Raw genomic sequence first — 13,643 nt, forward strand, 5'->3', positions numbered from 1 at the left:
TTAATCCTGAAACTTCCCTTGTCAAGCCTTGTGGGTGTAGTAAGTGAATGGCCGATAGCTTCGAAGGAGGCGCCATGACGAACCGGGTGGCGGTCGCGGGGGTCGGGATGGTCCCGTTCGCGACACCCAGCAGGAGCGCGACGTACGACGTGCTCGCAGGAGGTGCCGTCCGCGCGGCGCTCGACGACGCCGGAATCGGGCTGGCCGATGTCGAGCAGGCGTACGCCGGTTATGTGTACGGCGACTCGACGAGCGGGCAGCGCGCGTTGTACGACGTCGGGCAGACCGGGTTGCCGGTGGTCAACGTCAACAACAACTGCTCGACGGGGTCGTCGGCGCTGTACCTGGCCCGCCAGGCGGTGGCCTCCGGTGCGGCGGACTGCGTGCTGGCGTTCGGGTTCGAGCAGATGCGCCGGGGCGCGCTCGAGATGCAGTGGGCCGACCGGCCGAGCCCGTTCGACCGGTTCCTGGAGGTCTCCGACCGGGTCCGCGGCGCCGCACCGGACGTGCCGCTCGCACCGCGGCTGTTCGGTGACGCGGGGACGGCGTACTGCGAGGAGTACGGCATGGACCCGGCCGTGTTCGCACGGATCTCCGTGAAGTCGCGCCGGCACGCGGCGAACAACCCGTACGCGGTGTTCACCGCACCGGTGACGGAGGAGGAAGTCCTTGCCTCGCCCCGAGTTCACGGCCCGCTGACGCGGTTGCAGTGCTGCCCGCCCACGTGTGGAGCCGCCGCGGCCGTGGTGGTGAGTGAGGACTTCGCCCGCGCTCGAGGACTGCGCTCCGACGTCGTGATCGCGGCGCAGGCGATGACGACCGACACGCCGTCGTCGTTCGACGGGGATCCGCGCAAGCTCATCGGCTACGACATGACGGCGGCCGCCGCGTGCAAGGTGTACGAAGCCGCCGGTGTCGACCCCCGTGATGTGCGCGTGGCGGAACTGCACGACTGCTTCACCACCAACGAGCTGCTCAGCTACGAGGCGCTCGGGCTGACCGAACCGGGCACGGCCGAGAAGTTCGTCGTCGAGGGCGACAACACCTACGGCGGACGTGTCGTCACGAACCCGTCCGGCGGCCTGCTGTCCAAGGGCCATCCGCTCGGTGCCAGCGGCCTCGCCCAGTGCGCGGAGCTGGTCTGGCAGCTGCGCGGGGAGGCAGGCACCCGTCAGGTGGACGACGTGACCGTCGCGCTGCAGCACAACATCGGCCTCGGCGGTGCCGCCGTCGTCACCCTGTACGAGAAGGTGAGCTGACCATGCCCGTCGACGCCGACGCCGCGAAGGCGTACGCGTTCGCCCCGATCGAGGTGACGGTGGAGCGCGGCAAGCTCGTGTTCTTCGCCGCCGCCACCGGCCAGGACGACCCGGTGTACCGCGACCCCGCCGCCGCCCGTGCCGCCGGGCACCCGGACGTGCCCGTGCCGCCCAGCTACTACTTCAGCCTGGAGCTCAGCGGCCCCCAGCCGTTCGACTACCTGGTCGAGCTCGGCGTCGACCTGCGGCACGTGCTGCACGGCGAGCAGTCGTTCACCTACCACCGGCTCGCGCACGCGGGCGACACGCTCGTGCTGCGGCCGCGCATCACCGAGGTGGCGAGCAAGAAGGGCGGTGCGCTGGAGCTGCTCACGAAGACCACCGAGATCACCAGGGACGGCTCGCTGGTCGCGGAGGCCACCGCGGTGATCGTCGTGCGTCATCCCGTTGGGGCGCGGTCATGATCGGCGTCGGCACCGAGCTGCCGCCGCTCGTGCTCGAACCGATCTCGCGCACCACCCTGGCGCTGTTCGCGGGAGCGTCGGAAGACCACAACCCGATCCACATCGACCTCGACGTCGCGCGGTCGGCCGGCATGGACGACGTGTTCGCGCACGGCATGCTCTCCATGGCGTACCTGGGCCGGTTGCTCACCTCCTGGCTGCCGCAGTCGCGGCTGCGTTCGTGGCGGGTGCGGTTCGCCGCCATCACCCCCGTGCACGGCAAGCCCACCTGCACCGGCCGTGTCGTGTCCATTGCGGACGGACAGGCGACCGTCGAGCTGGCCGTGACGCTCGCGGACGGCACCACCACCCTCACCGGCGACGCCGTCGTCGACCTGGATGAAAGGGCCTAGCGCCATGGGAAAGCTGGACGGCAGGGTCGCGCTGGTGACCGGGTCCGGGCGCGGCATCGGCGCGGAGATCGCGCTGCAGCTCGCCGCCGAGGGCGCCGCGGTCGTCGTCAACGACCTCGACGAGGGACCGGCCAAGGAGACCGTCGCGGCCGTCGAGGCGCGCGGTGGCCGGGCGGTCGTGTGCGCGGGCAGCGTCACCGAGGACGGGTTCGCCGACCGGTTCGTCGGCACCGCCGTGGACGCGTTCGGCGGCCTGGACATCATCGTCAACAACGCCGGGTACACGTGGGACTCGGTGGTGCAGAAGATGACCGACGAGCAGTGGGACGCCATCCTCGACGTGCACCTGAAGGCGCCGTTCCGCATCCTGCGCGCGGCCCAGCCGGTGATCTCCGGCCTGGTGAAGGACGCGAAGCAGGCGGGACGACCCGTGCACTGCCGCAAGGTCGTCAACATCTCGTCGATCGCGGGACTCGGCGGCAACGCGGGCCAGGCGAACTACGCCGCGGCCAAGGCGGGCGTGACCGGGCTGACCAAGGCGCTGGCGAAGGAGTGGGGCCGCTACAACGTCACCGTGAACACCGTCGCGTTCGGACTGATCAAGACCCGGCTCACCGAGCCGGTGGACGGCGACGCGACGATCGACGTGCAGGGCCAGGAGATCAAGGTCGGCGTGAACCCGGACCTGCTCGCCGCGATGGAGCGGATGGTCCCGCTGGGGCGCGCGGGCACGCCCGCCGAGGCCGCGGGTGCCGTGGTGCTGTTCTGCCTGCCGGAGTCGGACTACGTCAGCGCGCAGACCGTCGTCTGCGGCGGCGGGTTCATGATCTGATGCTGCGCACCTCGGAAGCCGACGGAGTGGTGACGCTGGTCCTGGACCGGCCGGCTCGGCTCAACGCGTTGACCAGGGAGCTGGTGGACGCGCTGACCGCGGCGGTCGGCGAGGCCGGGCGCGACGCCCGCGCGGTCGTGATCACCGGCGCGGGCCGGGCGTTCTCCGCCGGGGCGGACCTGGAGCTGCTGGCCTCGCTCGCGCGGGCAGGGCAGGTCGGGGAGTTCATGGCGGAGAGCGTGACGCCGCTGGTCGCCGCCATCACGTCGTGCCCGGTGCCGGTGGTGTCGGCCGTCAACGGGCCGTGCGTGGGCGGCGCGGTGGGTCTCGCGCTGCTCGCGGACGTGACGCTCGCCGACCGGTCGGCGTACTTCCTGCTGCCGCAGGTGCCCGAGCTCGGGCTCGTGCCGGACGTGGGAGCGACCTGGGCGCTGGCGCGGTCGGCCGGCAGGGCCCGTGCGCTGGGGATGGCGTTGACGGGGGAGCGGGTGAGCGCGGAGCAGGCCGAGCGCTGGGGCCTGATCTGGGCGTGCGTGGACGACGTGGTCCCGCGCGCCCACGCTCTCGCGTTGCGTCTCGCCACGAACCCCGCAGCCGCCCTCGCCACCAGGAAGCTGGTCGACGCGGCGTTGCTGGACGCCGTCGCGGGCCAGGTCGAGCGCGAGAACGCGGACCAGGCCCGCCTGGCCGCGCGCTGAGACCCGTCGGGGAAGATCGCCGTGCACGCGTTCCCGAGCGGGAGGTCCGAGCACATGACCGAGGCCCCACCGGCGCGCCGCACGCGACCGCGCAACCGGCGGGACCTGATCCTCGCTGCGGCGGGCGAGCTGTTCGCCGACCGCGGCTACGACCAGGTGGCCATGAGCGACGTCGCGGAGGCCGTGGGCATCGGCGCGTCCGCGCTCTACCGGCACGTGTCGAGCAAGCAGGACCTCCTGGCCGCGGTGGTCGACGCGAGCCTCACCCCGGTCGAGGACCTGGTGACGAGCCAGGGCGTCGTGCTCACCGCCCTGGCCGGCGGCTCGCTCGACGACCGGCGCTTCGGCCTGCTCTGGCACCGCGAGGTGCGCCACCTCGCTCCGGAGGACCACGCCCGGCTGCGAGCCCGCATGCGTGCCATCGGCGAGTGCGTCACCGCGGACGTCCGTGCCGCGCGCCCCGATCTCGGCGAACCGGCCGCCGACCTGCTGGCGTGGTCGATGCTCGCGGTCGTGGCGAGCCCGTCCTACCACCGCGCCGACCTGCCCAGGCCGGCGTTCGACCAGCTGATCGCCGACCTGGCCGCCACCGTGCGCTCCTCGGAGGTGCCCGACGTCCGGCGCTCCCGGCCGGCCGGGCAGGAGCCCCGCGTCCCGGCGACCCGCCGTGAGCAGCTCCTGACCGCCGCCGTGCGCCTGTTCACCGAACACGGCTACGCCCGGGTCGGCATCGAGGACGTGGGCAAGGCCGTGGGCATCGCCGGGCCGAGCGTCTACAACCACTGGCCCACGAAGCTCGACCTGCTGCTGACCCCGGTGCGCCGGGCGGCGGCGGTGCTGGCCGTGGACGCCACCACCGCCTACGCCGAAGCCTCAGACCCGGCCGACGCCCTGCGCCGCCTGGTGCGTTCCTACGTGGGCCTGACCCACGCCCACCACGAGGTGTTCGGCCTGCTGGTGACCGACCTGGACCACCTCCCGGCCGACACCAGGCACGAGCTGCGGCAGACCCAGCGCCACTACGTCGACGAGTGGATCCACCTGCTGCGCCTGCACCACCCCGACCTCGACCAGGCCACCGCCCGGATCCGGGTGCACGCGGCGTTGTCGGTGGTCAACGACACGGCCCGCACCCCGCACCTGCGCAACGCCACCGGTGTCCGCGGCGCGGTGGAGGTCCTCTGCGCGAGGCTGCTCGGACTTCCGTGACACGGATTATGGTCTCTGCCATACTCCTGATCGAGGGGGTGTGATGGGCGACCGGGTGAAGCGGACCACCAAGCAGCGCATGCTCGACAGCGCCGTCCTCCTCCTGCGCGAACGCGGCGCGGCGGGCGTCACCGTCGACGCGGTGCTGGCCCACAGCGGTGCGCCGCGCGGGTCCGTCTACCACCACTTCCCCGGCGGCCGGAACGAGATGGTCCTCGGCGCCGTCCGCCAGGCCGGTGACTACATCGCCGCCATGGTCAGCGAGTCGGCCGCCGAGGGGGACGTCCGGCAGATGGTCGAGCGGCTGGTCGCGTTCTGGAAGCGCGCGCTGACCAGGACCGACTACCGCGCGGGCTGCCCGGTCGCGGCGATGGCCATGGACAGCCGCGACATCGTTCCCGACGCCGGTGAGGTGGTCCGGGAGATCTTCGCGCGATGGCAGGCCAGCCTGTCCGAAGCCCTGCGCGACAACGGCTTCGACCCAGCACGTGCGCAGCGGCTCGCCACGCTGGTCGTGTCCGTGATCGAGGGCGCGATCATCCTCTGCCGCGCGCACCGCGACCTCGGGCCGCTCGACGACGTGCTCGTCGAGGTCGCGCCCCTGCTGCAGCGACGAGACTAGGAGCCCGGCCCCATGTGGAAACCCAGCGCCTGCATCCTCTGCGAGTGCAACTGCGGCATCGAGATCCTCGTCGGCGAGGACGGCCGGTCGTTCGACAAGATCCGCGGCGACAAGCTGCACCCCGCCTCCGCCGGCTACACGTGCAACAAGGCGCTGCGGCTCGACCTGCACCAGAACGGCGACACCGGCCGGATCACGCACCCGTTGCGGCGCAAGGACGACGGCACGTTCGAGGAGATCGGCTGGGACACGGCGATCAGTGAGATCGCGGCGCGTCTCGGCGAGGTCCGCGACGCGTTCGGCGGGGAGACGATCTTCTACTACGGCGGCGGAGGGCAGGGCAACCACCTCGGCGGCGCGTACTCGCCCGCCACGCTGGCCGCGTTCGGCGCCCGCTACCGCTCGTCCGCGCTCGCGCAGGAGAAGACCGGCGAGTTCTGGGTCAGCGCCCGCATGATCGGCACCATGACCCGCGCGGACTTCGAGCACTGCGAGGTCGCGTTGTTCGTCGGCAAGAACCCCTACCAGTCGCACGGGTTCCCGCGTGCCCGCTCGGTGCTCAAGGAGATCGGCAAGGACCCGGCCCGGTCGATGATCGTGATCGACCCGGTGCGCACCGAGACCGCGGAGCTGGCCGACTTCCACCTCCAGGTGCGGCCCGGTACGGACGTCTACCTGCTGACCGCGCTCGCCGCGGTGCTGGTGCAGGACGACCTGATCGCCGCCGACTGGCTCGCCGAGCACGCCAACGGGCTCGACGCCGTCACCGAGGTCCTGCGGGAGGTGCCGGTCGCCGACTACTGCGCCGTCGCCGACGTCGAGGAGACGCAGGTGCGCGCGGTGGCCGCACGGATCGCCGCCGCGGAGTCCGTCGCCGTGGTCGAGGACCTCGGTGTCCAGATGAACCGCGACTCCACGCTCGTGAGCTACGTCGAGAAGCTCGTCTGGCTGCTCACCGGCAACTTCGGCAAGCGCGGCACCCAGTACGTGCCGTCGAGCCTCGTGCCGATCGGCCGGGACCGCGGGTACGCCGGCGACCAGGGCCCGCGCAGCCCGGTCGCGGGCGCGCGGATCATCACCGGTCTGGTGCCGTGCAACGTGATCGCGGAGGAGATCCTCACCGACCACCCGAAGCGCTATCGGGCGATGCTGGTCGAGAGCGCGAACCCCGCGCACTCGCTGGCCGACTCGGCCAGGATGCGGGAGGCGCTCGCCGCGCTGGAGCTCGTGGTCGTCATCGACATCGCGATGACCGAGACCGCGCGCCTGGCCGACTACGTGCTGCCCGCGCCGACCCAGTTCGAGAAGTTCGAGGCGACGTTCTTCAACTTCGACTTCCCGCGCAACGTCTTCCACCTGCGCCACCCCGTCGTGCCCGCACCGGAGGGCGTGCTGCCCGAACCGGAGATCCACGCCCGGCTCGTCGAGGCGTCGGGTGCGCTCACCGAGGCCGATTACGCACCTTTGCGCGCCGCCGCGGCCGCCGGACGTGCCGAGTTCGCGCAGGCGTTCCTCGCGGCCGTCGCGGACCCGGTGAAGCGGCGGCTCGCGCCCGTCCTGCTGTACCGCACGCTCGGGCCGACCCTGCCGCACGACGCGTCCGCCGCCGCGGTGCTGTGGATGGCCGCGCACGAGTGCGCCCGCAAGAACCCGGCCGGGGTCGAGAAAGCCGGGTACGGCACCGGGCTCGCGGCGGGGGAGCGGCTCTTCGAGGCGATCGTCACCGGCGCGCACGGCGTGCACATCACCGACGACGAGTACGACGTCGCCTGGGAGCGGATGTCCGGCGAGCGGGTCAACCTCGACGTGCCGGACCTGCTCGCCGCCGTGAAGGCGTTGCGGGACAGGCCTGTGCCGGGCCAGGACGCCGACTGGCCGTTCGTGCTGTCGGCGGGCGAACGGCGTGCGTTCACGGCGAACACGATCATGCGCGACCCGAGCTGGCGGCGCCGCGACCAGGACGGCCGGCTGCGGATGAGCGTCACCGACGCGACGCGGCTGGGCGTCGCGACGGGCGACCGCGTCCGGCTCACCACCCGGCGCGGCAGCGCGGAGGTGTCCGTGGACGCCACCGACACCATGCGGTCCGGCCACATCTCGCTGCCCAACGGTCTCGGGCTGACGGTGCAGGAGCGCACCGGCGTCGCGCCGAACGAGCTGACCGCCGCCGAGGACCGCGACGAGTGGGCCGGCACGCCGTGGCACAAGCACGTGCCGGCGCGGCTCGAACCGCTGACCTGACGGGTGAGGGCGGTCAGCTCCCGAACGCGGAGTCGACCGCCTTCGTCAGTTCGCCGACGGTCTCCACCAGCGGGGCGACCGGCTTCACCATGTTCGTGAGCCGTTCCAGGGTCCGTGCGATCACCCCGCGGTCCGGTTCCGGCGACTCCAGCTCGTCCTGCAGCTCCTCTGCGGTGTCGTCGACCTCGTCGGGGAGCTCGGCGCGGTGGCTGTCGAGCAACGTCATCAGCCTGGCCAGCAGCTCGTCGGTCGCAGGCGCGACGGTGAAGTGCATGCCGTGGCTGGTCGCGCGGGCGTGCTGGCCGACGGCCTGGTTGCCGACGTTGCTGGTGCCGCCGGACTGCTGGATGCCGTAGTTCGGGGTGCCTTCCGGCATGGGTTTCCCTTCTGTCACGCCGGTTTCCCGGTGGCGGGCTCCGGCGTGGCGAACTGCGCCGTCGCGGTGGCCTCGCTGCCGACCGCCTGGTTGCCCACGTTGCTGATGCCGCCGGTCTGGATGATGCCCTGGTTGAGGATCGTCATCTGGCGGTGGCGGAACTCGGTCGTGTCCACGCCGCGCGCGTCGAGGAAGTCGAGCAGGGCGGCCAGCACGTGCCGTTCTATCAGCTTGAGGTGCTTGGCGGCGTCGGTCTTCTGGAAGTAGTTGTGGTAGTTGGTGTCCGTGGCCTCCTCGCGGACGCTGAACCGGGCGCCGTAGCTGTACCCGAGGTCCTGCTGCGCGATCGCCCGCTCGACGGCGCGGTGCCGGTCCCAGCGCCAGTGGAAGCTCAGGTCGCGCACGACCCGGAACGGCGCGCGCGGCACCGCGCCCGCCAGCCCGCTCGCCGCCCTGACCAGCATGCGGCCGACCGCGCCGGCGGTGAGCACCGGGCTGATCCTGTCGACGTCGTGGTACTGCTGCCACAACGGGCCCAGCACCGTCCGGTCGCACTGCAGGTAGAGCAGCCGTCCGTCGGTGGAGAAGTGCAGGAACGTGCTCGCCACCACCTCGCCGCCCCAGGACGGCACCTGCGCGCAGAGGTAGTGCCGCGCCGAACCGTGCGGACGCGCGGCGAGCAGGGCCAGGTCGTCGGCGGGCAGGTGCTGCCGCGGTGCCTGGTCCCGCTCCGGCAGCAGGGCCGGGTGCATGACGAGGGCGTTGCCGCTGACGAACGCCCGCTCGGTGAGGAACAGCCCCGGCAGCTCGTCGGGCTCGGCACCGACGCCCGCGAGCCGCTCCCGCACGTGGGTGACCAGCTCGGCGGAGTCCAGGGGCACCACGGTCTCGGTGTCGGAGTCGCGGTGCAGTGACGGCAGCGCGAACGACCACGTGGACACCAGCGGCCCGTGCCCGATGAACGGCGTGAAGCCGTCGTAGACCGTCACGTTCCCGCGCTCGGCCTCGTCGACCGCCGCCAGCCGTTCGCCCAGCCACGCCTGGCTCGCCGGCAACGGCGGCGCCGCGTCAGGGCTGAACGACGCACGGGTGAGCTCGCTCAGCAACGTCTGCCGGATCCGCCACTCGTGCCACACCACCAGCCCGTACATGACCAGCCCTGTCAGCAACGCGAGCCAGGGCAGACCGACCAGCCACTCGTCGACCGGCGGCTCCGGTCGAGGCCGGCCGCGCGTCGGTTCCGGCGCGACACCGAGCGCGGACACCAGCCACACGGTCACCACCAGCAGAACCGCCAACGCCGACAACGCGATCCCGACATCACGCAACCGCCGCGACTCGGCCGCGCGCTTCGCGAGACCCCCGGTGACCGGCAGCACCACCAGCAACGCCACGATCGTCCACAGTGGAGACAGCACGAGCGCCAACGCCGTTGCCACGAGCAGACACCAGTCCCGCACCCGCCGCTGCCGCACACCGGCCAACGCGTGCAACAACACGGCCCGCAACGAGAACCCGACCGACGGCGCCGCCGCGTGCAGGTCGTCGTACAACAACGCCCGGCTCATCCGCTCGGCGAACCCCTCGTCGGTCCTGGCCGCGACGCACAGGTACCGCGTCGTGTCCTCGGGGGAGAATGCGGTCGGCTGGCTCATCGATCCCCTTCACCACAACGACTTCGGCGGGCTGACCCGACGTTCACGACTGGCCGGCCTCGATCGCGGCATCGCCACGACACCACCGATGATCGCCCCGAACACCACCCCGAACGCGGCCGACGACCCGAGCTGGCTCACGAAGAACTCGTCCGACTCACCGGGAACGAGGTAGGGCAACGACCCGCCGTCGTCGAGCAGCGTGGTCGCCACCAGCCCCGACACCAGCCCGGCCGCCACCGCGCTGAGCGCGATCATGCCCACGGTGGTGACGAACAGCCCGCCCTTGTCCCCGGCCCACCGCCGCACCCGCGCCAACCCGAGGACGGCCAGCACCACGAACAGCACCGTCCGCAGGTTCCAGAACCAGAACAGGAACGAGCCGGCCCGGTCGAGGTCCACCTGCCAGGTCGGGTAGGAGATCAGCACGGTGGCGACGCGCAGGCTCGAGTCGGAGTCGGTCAGCGCGATCGTGAGGTCGAGGTTCAGCCACGGGTTGCCGACCAGGACGACGAAGCCGACGAGGACGGCGACGCCGGGGTCGAGCAAGCGCGGTAAGTGAGGTTCCCCCTGGCCTGTCACCCCGCAAACCTAGATGTAGTAAGGGATTGGGGGCGACGGCCGATTGGCGTATGGGTGGGGGAGGGAGGGGGCCGAACAGGGGGCAGGTGGGGGGAGTGGAGGGGGTCGGGGCGAGGTGGGTGGGGCGTGGAGGGCGAGCGGGCTGGGTGGGCGAGGGGTAAGCGGGCTGGGTGGGCGGGCTGGGTGGGCGGGTCGGGACGAGGTGGGCGGGGGCGGAGAACGCGAGGGGGCTGGGCGGGCGAGAGGCAAGCGTTCTGGGTGGGAGGAGAGGGGCAAACGGACTGGGTGGCTGATCGGCCAGTGGGCGAGGGTGGGACCGCAGGGGTGAGGCGTACACGACCAGACGCGCACGGCACGGCCTGTATGCCGCCGCTACGCGCGCACGCCGCCGCTACGCGCGCACGGCACTGCTACGCGCGCACGGCACTGCTACGCACGCACGGCACTGCTACGCACGCACGGCACTGCTGCTCGCGCGTAGCGAGGTGCACATGGCACCGCTGGAGCGTGGCATCGCTACGCGCGCACGGCTTGGCTACGCGCGCACGGCACCACTACGCGCGCACGGCACCACTACGCGTGCATGGCGTGCCCGCGCGTGCACGGCTTGGCAACGCGCGCACAGGTTGGTGACGTGTAGGTGGTATGGCGACGCGCGCACGGCCTGGCGGCCCGTGTGTGGGTTCGCGATGCGTGGGTTGGCTGCGCGCGCCGAGCCCATATCCGCACTCCGGTACGCCCCCACCCGGCCACCCCGTCCCGCTCACCCCACCGAGCTCACCCCACCCGGACATCCATCTCTCGCGTCCCGGCCACTCTGCCGTGCTCACTCAACCCCGCATCCCAGCCACCCCGCCGCGCTCACCCGACCCCACCCACCCGAGACGAACTGGCCCGAACCGCCAACTCGAACCCCACCAAGTGCAACCGCCCCGCCTCCTCCACCCCGCCGATCCGCTCGATCAACCGGCTCACCGCCAGCGAAGCGATCCGCGCCTTGTCCGGCGACACCGAAGTCAACGGCACCAACCCGTAAGCGCTGTCGTCGATGTCGTCGAACCCCACCACGGCGATGTCGGACGGCACCCGGAACCCGGCCTCGTTCAACGCGTGCATCGCCCCGAGCGCGACAGGATCGTTGGCGCACAACAAACCGTCGATCTCGGACGACTCGAGCAGCAACGACCGCACCGCTGCGAAGCCGTGCGCCCGGTGGTAGCCGTCCACCTCCACCACCTGCCGGAACGGCAACCCGGCGGCGGCGAGCTCCTGCGTGTACCCGTCGATGCGCTGTTCGGCCATGTCGGACCGGAAGTCGCGGGCCCGGCCGATGAAGGCGATGCGCCGGCAGCCCTGGTCGACCAGGTGGCGGGTGGCGGCGCGGGCGGCGGCCACGTTGTCGATGGCTATGCGGTCGATGCCGGGGATGTCGTGTTCGCCCAGCAGGACGAGGGGGCCGGTGTCGCTGTTCTCGATGTCGGCCGGTTCGCAGGCGGAGGCGCTGAAGAGCAGGCCGTCGACCAGTTGGCGGTCGATGCGGTGCAGCAGGGCGGTTTCGCGGCCTCGTTCGCCGAGGGTCTGCATGACGAGCACGGTGTAGCCGCGGCGTTCGGCCTCGTGCACGACCAGGCGGGCCAGTTCGGCGAAGTAGCCCACGTCGAACTCCGGGAAGGCCAGGGCGATCAGGCCGCTGCGGCCGGTGCGCAGGCTGCGGGCCGCGCGGTTCGGGCGGTAGCCGACCTCGTCGATGGCGGCCAGGACGCGGCGGCGGACGTCCTCGCTGATGTGCTCGTAGTCGTTGACGACGTTCGAGACCGTCCGCGTCGAGACGCCCGCCCGTAGTGCGACGTCGCGCTGAGTAGCCGCCACCGTGTGAATCCTTCCGGAACGGAACTTCTTGTCCTGCCATTTTGCCACGTGGTAAACATGTGCCACGTGGCAAACGGGAGCGTGTCGCCCGGACGCCACCACCTGAAGTCCTCAACGCGGAGGCGCTCGATGGTGAGACTCAACCGGAGGCAGGCGCTGCGGGTGATGGCGCTGGGCGGGACCGCCCTCGCCACCGCCGCGTGCGGCAGCCCGCTCGCGAGCGGGCTCGCGGGTACGCCGCTCCAGCCGGAGCAGGTCAAGTTCTGGAACCTGTGGTCCGGCGGTGACGGCGCCCGCGCCCAGACGATCTTCGAGCGCTACCGGGCCGCGCACGGGGCCGGGTCGCTCGAGGCGACCACGCTGGCGTGGGGGAGCCCGTACTACACGAAGCTCTCCCTCTCGATCGTCGGCGACCGCCCGCCGGACGTGGCGGTCTGCCACCTGTCGCGGCTGTCCAACTTCGCCCGCGCGGGCCTGCTCACCGAGCTCACGCCGCAGATGCTGGCGGGAGCGGGCATCGACGGCACGCAGTTCGACGCCTCGGTGTGGCGGTCGGGCCTGGTCGGGGGCAAGGCCTACGGTCTGCCGGTCGACATCGGCGGGCTCGTCCTCTACTACAACACCGAGATCTGCGGCCGGGCCGGACTGCTCGACAACGGCCGCCTCAGGCCGATCACCGGCGAGGCCGCGTTCCGCGCGGCGCTGAAGGCCGCGACCGGAGCGGGTGCCAAGTGGGGGCTGGTGTCCCCGGTCATCGCCGACCCGTCGTCGAACTGGCGGATCTTCGACACCGTCTACACGCAGATGGGCGGCCCGCCGCTGCTGGGCGACGACGGCACGCGCATCACCATGGACGACCGGACGGCCGCGGAGAGCCTGCGGTGGCTGCGCGAGCTGACCGCGGCCGGACTGAGCCCCGACACGGCCACCGACGTCACCTCGGTGTCGCTCTTCGCCTCCGGGCAGAGCGCCTTCCTGATCCACGGCGCCTGGCAGGTCCCGACGGTCACCGACGCGGAGGTGCCCTTCTCGCTCGCGCCGATCCCGCAGCTCTTCGGCCGCCCGGCCGCGTTCGCCGACAGCCACACCCTGGTCTTCCCGCGCACCGACCAGGACCTGCGGCGCGCGCTCGGGTTCGCGAAGTTCTTCCTGGAGAACACCGACGTCTGGGCGCAGGGCGGCGCTCTCCCGGTCTACCGGCCGGTGCTCGAAGGGGACTGGTTCCGCGGCTACGAGCCGGTGGCCAGCACGGCCCCCACCAAGGACATCGCCGTCTACGACCCACCCGCCTGGTACGCGGGCGCGGGGTCGGCCATGCAGACGCTGGCCGGCTCGCAGGTCGCCCTCGCCAGACAGGGACTCGCCGGCCCGGACGAGGCGGTCCGCGCCATCCGGGACCAGCTCGCCGGGTACGCCGCCACCCCCAGCCCGCTCTGACCGGGAG

13 protein-coding genes are annotated in these 13,643 nt (G+C 72.0%); 9 read left to right on the forward strand and 4 right to left on the reverse strand.

The window, feature by feature from the left end; translation table 11 throughout:
- The first annotated feature begins 74 nt into the window (after window positions 1-74).
- From ACFWV3_RS00550 to ACFWV3_RS00585, 8 genes are read left to right on the forward strand one after another with little or no spacing between them, the layout of a single operon-like run.
- Window positions 75-1,259 (forward strand): lipid-transfer protein, encoded by a 1,185-nt coding sequence (locus ACFWV3_RS00550; protein ID WP_382406612.1) that lies wholly within the window; start codon window positions 75-77, stop codon window positions 1,257-1,259.
- Window positions 1,260-1,261: 2 nt separating this feature from the next.
- Window positions 1,262-1,723, forward strand: coding sequence for a MaoC family dehydratase N-terminal domain-containing protein (locus ACFWV3_RS00555; protein ID WP_382406614.1), 462 nt, complete (start codon window positions 1,262-1,264; stop codon window positions 1,721-1,723).
- Window positions 1,720-2,115, forward strand: coding sequence for a MaoC/PaaZ C-terminal domain-containing protein (locus ACFWV3_RS00560; protein WP_382406616.1), 396 nt, complete (start codon window positions 1,720-1,722; stop codon window positions 2,113-2,115). The genes ACFWV3_RS00555 and ACFWV3_RS00560 overlap by 4 nt, the downstream gene beginning before the upstream one ends.
- A 4-nt stretch (window positions 2,116-2,119) precedes the next feature.
- On the forward strand, window positions 2,120-2,947 hold the full coding sequence (locus ACFWV3_RS00565; protein ID WP_382406618.1) for an SDR family NAD(P)-dependent oxidoreductase: 828 nt from the start codon (window positions 2,120-2,122) through the stop codon (window positions 2,945-2,947).
- Complete coding sequence (locus ACFWV3_RS00570) at window positions 2,947-3,645, forward strand: enoyl-CoA hydratase/isomerase family protein (RefSeq protein ID WP_382406620.1); 699 nt, start codon at window positions 2,947-2,949, stop codon at window positions 3,643-3,645. Before ACFWV3_RS00565 ends, ACFWV3_RS00570 begins: the two co-directional genes overlap by 1 nt.
- 54 nt (window positions 3,646-3,699) lie before the next feature.
- The gene (locus tag ACFWV3_RS00575; RefSeq protein ID WP_382406622.1) at window positions 3,700-4,854 is read left to right on the forward strand and encodes a TetR/AcrR family transcriptional regulator; all 1,155 of its coding nucleotides are present in this window, start codon (window positions 3,700-3,702) and stop codon (window positions 4,852-4,854) included.
- Between the two features lie 43 nt (window positions 4,855-4,897).
- Window positions 4,898-5,476, forward strand: a complete 579-nt coding sequence (locus tag ACFWV3_RS00580; protein ID WP_382406624.1) for a TetR/AcrR family transcriptional regulator — start codon at window positions 4,898-4,900, stop codon at window positions 5,474-5,476.
- Between the two features lie 12 nt (window positions 5,477-5,488).
- The gene (locus ACFWV3_RS00585) at window positions 5,489-7,717 is read left to right on the forward strand and encodes a molybdopterin-dependent oxidoreductase (protein ID WP_382406626.1); all 2,229 of its coding nucleotides are present in this window, start codon (window positions 5,489-5,491) and stop codon (window positions 7,715-7,717) included.
- A 13-nt stretch (window positions 7,718-7,730) separates the two neighbouring features.
- On the opposite strand, the gene ACFWV3_RS00590 is transcribed toward ACFWV3_RS00585, so the two are convergent.
- From ACFWV3_RS00590 to ACFWV3_RS00605, 4 genes are all read right to left on the reverse strand, one after another.
- Window positions 7,731-8,093 carry a hypothetical protein gene (locus tag ACFWV3_RS00590; protein WP_382406628.1) on the reverse strand — a complete coding sequence of 121 codons (363 nt, stop codon included), beginning with the start codon at window positions 8,091-8,093 and terminating at the stop codon, window positions 7,731-7,733.
- A 14-nt stretch (window positions 8,094-8,107) separates the two neighbouring features.
- On the reverse strand, window positions 8,108-9,748 hold the full coding sequence (locus tag ACFWV3_RS00595; protein ID WP_382406630.1) for a hypothetical protein: 1,641 nt from the start codon (window positions 9,746-9,748) through the stop codon (window positions 8,108-8,110).
- A 9-nt stretch (window positions 9,749-9,757) separates the two neighbouring features.
- The gene (locus tag ACFWV3_RS00600; protein WP_382406632.1) at window positions 9,758-10,297 is read right to left on the reverse strand and encodes a hypothetical protein; all 540 of its coding nucleotides are present in this window, start codon (window positions 10,295-10,297) and stop codon (window positions 9,758-9,760) included.
- 894 nt (window positions 10,298-11,191) lie between these two features.
- Window positions 11,192-12,199, reverse strand: coding sequence for a LacI family DNA-binding transcriptional regulator (locus tag ACFWV3_RS00605; protein WP_382406634.1), 1,008 nt, complete (start codon window positions 12,197-12,199; stop codon window positions 11,192-11,194).
- 129 nt (window positions 12,200-12,328) lie between these two features.
- On the opposite strand from ACFWV3_RS00605, the gene ACFWV3_RS00610 reads away from it, so the two are divergent.
- Complete coding sequence (locus tag ACFWV3_RS00610) at window positions 12,329-13,636, forward strand: extracellular solute-binding protein (protein ID WP_382406636.1); 1,308 nt, start codon at window positions 12,329-12,331, stop codon at window positions 13,634-13,636.
- Window positions 13,637-13,643: the final 7 nt, after the last annotated feature.

The organism is Lentzea sp. NPDC059081, assembly GCF_042738015.1.
GTDB lineage: Bacteria > Actinomycetota > Actinomycetes > Mycobacteriales > Pseudonocardiaceae > Lentzea.